Here is a 4512-nt window from a genome sequence, read left to right as displayed (position 1 = left end):
GGTCAGCCGAGCTCGGCGCGCACCAGGGCCACGTGGAGCGCCAGGCAGGCCGCGGCCAGCTCGTTGCGCATCCCCTCCCGCTCGTCCGGGGCGGGACGCGAGGCGGTGAGGGTCTGCTGCACCAGCGCCGCCTCGCGGTCGGCGGCCAGCCGGAACATGCGCAGGTGCCGGGGCTCCAGCCCGAAGGAGGCGAAGGTGGCCACCGCGCGGGCGATGTCGACGTCGTGGGAGGAGTACCAGCCCTCGCGGTCGGCATGGACCAGGCCGAAGGACGCGATGTCGTCCAGCTGGGAGGGCTCGATGCCGGCGCTGCGGCAGAGCTCGGACCGGCTGACGCGCACCGCCTCGCGGCTGGAGAAGTCCACCGCCTGCACGGCCGGCCCGGTCGCCCCGGGCAGCGCGCCGGCGGGCGGAGGAGCGGGCCGTCCGGGGGCGGGCGCGTCGAGGTCCACCGACAGGCCACGGTCCATCTGGTCCAGGGCGTCGGCGATCACCTTGAGCGGCCAGAAGCGGTCGCGCTGGGAGGTGAGCACGAAACGCAGGCGTTCCACCTGGTCGTCGGAGAACAGCCGGTAGCCGGCGGGGGTGCGCTCCGGGGTGATGAGCCCCTTGCCCTCCAGGAAGCGCACCTTCGAGATGGTCAGGTCCGGGAAGTCCGCCGACAGCTCGCGGACCACCTGGCCGATGGTGTGCCTCGCCCCCGTCATGCCACCGGGGAGGTCGCGGGGTGGAAGACCAGACGGTACTTGCCGATCTGCACCTCGTCGCCCTCCTGCAGGTCGACCTGTTCCACCGGCTCGCCGTTGACGTAGGTGCCGTTGGTGGACTTGCTGTCCACGAGGCGGCACCCCTCCTGCGAGAGCACGAAGCGCGCGTGGTGGCGCGAGACGGTCACGTCGTCGAGCAGGATGTCGGCGTCCGCGGCGCGGCCCACCGTGGTCTCCGGCTCGTCGAGCAGGTAGCGCGCACCGGCCGAGGCGCCGGCGGGGATGAGCAGCAGGGCGGTGCCCGGGCGCAGGGCGGCGATCATCTGCGCGTCGACGTCCGTCATCGCCACCGGTGTGCGCGGGTGGGTGGGGACGGGCGACCCGGTCGCCAGGTCGATGCGGGAGGTGGCGGGGCCCGTCGCGTGCGGGGTACCGCCCGGGGTGGAGCTCATGCGCCTGGTCCTTTCTGGTGGTCGACGACGGGTGCCGGGGGTCGCCCCCGGCACCCGTCGTCCGGGGGTGCTGCGCTCAGTCGAGCGTGGCGGTGTAGGCCTCGGCGTCGAGGAGGTCCTCGACCTCGGAGGACTCGGAGACCTTGATCTCGAAGATCCAGCCCTCGCCGTAGGGGTCGGAGTTCACGTTCTCGGGGGTGGCGTCGAGCGCGTCGTTGACGGCCGTGATCTCGCCGCTCAGCGGGGAGTACACGTCGCTGACGGACTTGGTGGACTCCACCTCACCGGCGGCGTCGTCGCGGGAGAAGGTTTCGCCCACGGCCGGCAGCGTCACGAAGACGACGTCACCCAGCGCGTCCTGGGCGTAGTCGGTGATGCCCACGCGGTAGACGCCGTCGCCGGCCTCACGCAGCCACTCGTGCTTGTCGGTGTACAGCAGGTCCTGGGGGTAGTCCATGGGCGCTCCTCGCACTCCTTCGGGTGATGGTGGGTCGATCCTAGTGTCCCGTGCCACAGTCGTCACCGTCCGGCGCCCTCCTCCAGCGGGACGGTGGCCTCCACCCGTACCTCGTCGCGCACCAGCACGCTCACCCGGGAGCCCTCCTGGGCGGCGGACTCCACCACGCCGCCGGGGATCCGCATGGCGGTGGCCAGGGTCTCGGCGGGCCCGATGGCGCGGAACCGGTAGGGCGGGCGGAGCACCTCACCGTCCATGACCACCCGCCCCTCGGTGTCGTCGACGAACCAGCTGCCGGCCACCACCCGGTGACCGTTCACCTCCATGGCCTCGGCGCCGGCGTCGCGCAGCTCCTGCACGGCCTGCAGCAGGGTCCCGGCCCCGAGCTCCCCGGCCGCCGGCACCGTCATCTGGATGCCGGGGCCGGCGGCCGGCACCACGCCGGCAAGGATGCCCAGCTCCTGGGAGCGGCGGCGCGCCTGCTTCTCGGCCTCGGAACGCCCAGACCCGGCCTCCAGGGCGGCCTTCTGCTCCTCTAGGGCCACCCGCTGGGCATCGAGCTCGTCGTCGTGGGCCTCCACGTCGTGGAGGAGCTCCACCAGCTCGGCCTCGCTCAGGTCGCGCACGGCATCGCGCTGCGGGTCCAGGCTGCTCGTGGACAGCGCGAAGCCGAGCAGGCCCAGCAGGACCGCGGCGGTGGTGCTGCCGCGGCCGCCAAAGGCCCGCCAGCCGGTGCGCCGGGGCCTCGGCAGGGGGCGGGGACGGCGCGGGGGACGCGCGCCGGGCTGCGGGGACTCAGGCATGGAACAGGTGCCTCCGGATGGCGGCGAGGTTGCTGAAGATGCGCAGACCCAGCACGACGACCACCCCGGTGGTGAGCTGCGAGCCCACCCCGAGCTGGTCGCCGATCCAGACGATGAAGGCGGCCACCACCACGTTGGAGAGGAAGGAGACCACGAAGACGCGCTCGGAGAAGATGCCGTCCAGCGCGGCGCGGGCACCACCGAACACGGCGTCCAGCGCGGCGATGACGGCGATGGGCAGGTAGGGCTCCAGCCACCAGGGCACGTCGGGCTGGAGCCAGACGCCCAGCAGGATGCCAAGGACGAGGCCGAGGGCGGGGATCATGGAGTCTCCACGGTGACGGGGCGGGCGTGGTGCAGCGTGAGGGTGGGGTCGGCCGGCACCGTGAGGTCCGCGGCCCGGCGGGTGCTGGTGCGCAGGCCCACCTCGTCACGCAGGTGGCGCAGGTGGTCCTGACCCCCCAGCTCGGCGAAGCGGTCCGGCATCGTGGCCGGACCCACCGCCTCCACCGTGTACGGGCGGTCCAGGGCGCGGAAGTCCACCACCAGGGCCTGGCCTGCGAAGCGGATGCCGGCCAGGGAGCTCAGGCGGTGGCCGTTGATGCTCACGGCCTGCGCCCCGGAGGCCCACAGCAGGTTGGACAGGCGCTGGAGGTCCGCAGCGACGACCCGCTGCTCGGGGTCGGGCCCCGGCGCGTCGTCGAGCTGCAGGACCAGCCCCGCACCGGTGACGGGGGTGGCCGCCGCGGCGACGCCACGGGCCTCGACCTGCGCGGCGAGCTCGCCGCTGCCCCCCTCGCGCAGGAGGTGGCCCTGCTGCTCCTCCACGGCCCGGTGCTCCCGGTCAAGCGCCGCGGCCTCCTCGGCGAAGAGGTCCTGCTCCTCGTGGAGGCGGGCGGCCAGCTGGGCGCGGGGGGCGTCGGCCGGCAGGTCCTCGCGCAGGTTCTGGTAGCCGGCCACCAGCACCAGACCGATGAGCACGAGCGTGGCGCCCAGGGCCAGTCCGGCCGGGGCCCGGCGGGCGGGGGCGGGACCCTCGCCGGCACGACGGCGCCGCTCGTGGGCCGCGGCGTACGCGGGCTCGACGGGGTTGGCCAGCAGCTCCTCGATGAGGTTGCGCGGCCGCTGGTCGGGCTCCTGCTGCGCCATGGCCACCTCCCTCGCCGTCCGCGGGGCCTGCTGAGGGTCGGAGCCTACTACCGCGGGCGGGTCACGAGGTGGCGGCGTCGACCCCCTCGACCCGGTGGGCGTGCGCGTAGAGGTTCATCGAGTCGCCGCGGACGAAACCCAGGAGCGTGAGTCCCTGCTCGTCGGCCAGCTCGACCGCCAGCGAGGAGGGCGCGGAGACCGCGCTGAGCACCGGGATGCCGGCCATGACCGCCTTCTGCACCAGCTCGAAGCTGGCCCGCCCGGAGACCTGCAGCACCGTGCCGCGGGCCGGCAGGCGGTCGTGCTGGGCGGCCCAGCCCACCACCTTGTCGACCGCGTTGTGGCGCCCCACGTCCTCACGCACCACGAGCGCCTCGCCGGTGGCCGCGTCGAACAAGCCCGCGGCGTGCAGGCCCCCGGTGCTGTCGAACACCCGCTGGGCCTCGCGCAGGGCCCCGGGCAGCGCGGCCAGGGTGGCGCGGGAGACCCGGCAGCGGTCGGTGGTGAGGTCGTGCACCGAGGTGGTGCGCACCGCCTCGATGCTGGCCTTGCCACACACGCCGCAGCTGCTGGTGGTGTAGAAGTTCCGCTCCACCGCCTCCCCCGGCGGCTCCACGCCCTCGGCCAGCGCGAGGTCGAGCACGTTGTAGGTGTTGGGCTCCCCTCCCCCGGTACCCGGCCCGCCGCAGTGGATGGCGGCACGCAGGTCGTCCCCGCGGCGCAGCACGCCCTCGGAGACCAGGAAGCCGGTGGCCAGCTCCACGTCGTGGCCCGGGGTGCGCATGGTGACCGCCAGCGGCCGCCCGGCCACCCGGATCTCCAGCGGCTCCTCGCCGGCCAGGGTGTCGACCACCCGGCGGGCGGGCTCCTGGCCCCGGAGGCGGAGGATCGGTCGGCGGACGGTGAGGCGGCCCATCGGGCGATCCTCGCACGAGGGGCGGGAC

General features: G+C 74.4%; 7 protein-coding genes. All 7 read right to left on the bottom strand.

Annotated elements, in window-relative coordinates; translation table 11 throughout:
• Window positions 1–2: 2 nt before the first annotated feature.
• Window positions 3–677 carry a transcriptional regulator FtsR gene (locus HMPREF3099_RS08215; RefSeq protein ID WP_237769800.1) on the bottom strand — a complete coding sequence of 225 codons (675 nt, stop codon included), beginning with the start codon at window positions 675–677 and terminating at the stop codon, window positions 3–5.
• 26 nt (window positions 678–703) lie between these two features.
• Complete coding sequence (locus tag HMPREF3099_RS08210; protein ID WP_070705524.1) at window positions 704–1159, bottom strand: FHA domain-containing protein; 456 nt, start codon at window positions 1157–1159, stop codon at window positions 704–706.
• A gap of 76 nt (window positions 1160–1235) precedes the next feature.
• Entirely contained in the window at window positions 1236–1616 is a 381-nt protein-coding gene (gene gcvH, locus HMPREF3099_RS08205) for a glycine cleavage system protein GcvH (protein ID WP_070705523.1), read from the bottom strand.
• 62 nt (window positions 1617–1678) lie between these two features.
• Window positions 1679–2419: a DUF881 domain-containing protein gene (locus tag HMPREF3099_RS08200; protein WP_070705522.1), complete on the bottom strand. Its 741-nt coding sequence runs from the start codon at window positions 2417–2419 to the stop codon at window positions 1679–1681.
• The gene (locus HMPREF3099_RS08195; RefSeq protein WP_070705521.1) at window positions 2412–2744 is read right to left on the bottom strand and encodes a small basic family protein; all 333 of its coding nucleotides are present in this window, start codon (window positions 2742–2744) and stop codon (window positions 2412–2414) included. The genes HMPREF3099_RS08200 and HMPREF3099_RS08195 overlap by 8 nt, the downstream gene beginning before the upstream one ends.
• On the bottom strand, window positions 2741–3568 hold the full coding sequence (locus tag HMPREF3099_RS08190) for a DUF881 domain-containing protein (protein ID WP_070705520.1): 828 nt from the start codon (window positions 3566–3568) through the stop codon (window positions 2741–2743). The genes HMPREF3099_RS08195 and HMPREF3099_RS08190 overlap by 4 nt, the downstream gene beginning before the upstream one ends.
• A gap of 61 nt (window positions 3569–3629) precedes the next feature.
• The gene (gene fdhD / locus HMPREF3099_RS08185; protein ID WP_070705519.1) at window positions 3630–4484 is read right to left on the bottom strand and encodes a formate dehydrogenase accessory sulfurtransferase FdhD; all 855 of its coding nucleotides are present in this window, start codon (window positions 4482–4484) and stop codon (window positions 3630–3632) included.
• Window positions 4485–4512: the final 28 nt, after the last annotated feature.

Source organism: Kytococcus sp. HMSC28H12 (assembly GCF_001816045.1).
GTDB lineage: Bacteria > Actinomycetota > Actinomycetes > Actinomycetales > Dermatophilaceae > Kytococcus > Kytococcus schroeteri.
The sequence above is the reverse complement of the archived record's forward strand: the minus strand, read 5'-3'. Positions and strand labels throughout refer to the sequence as shown.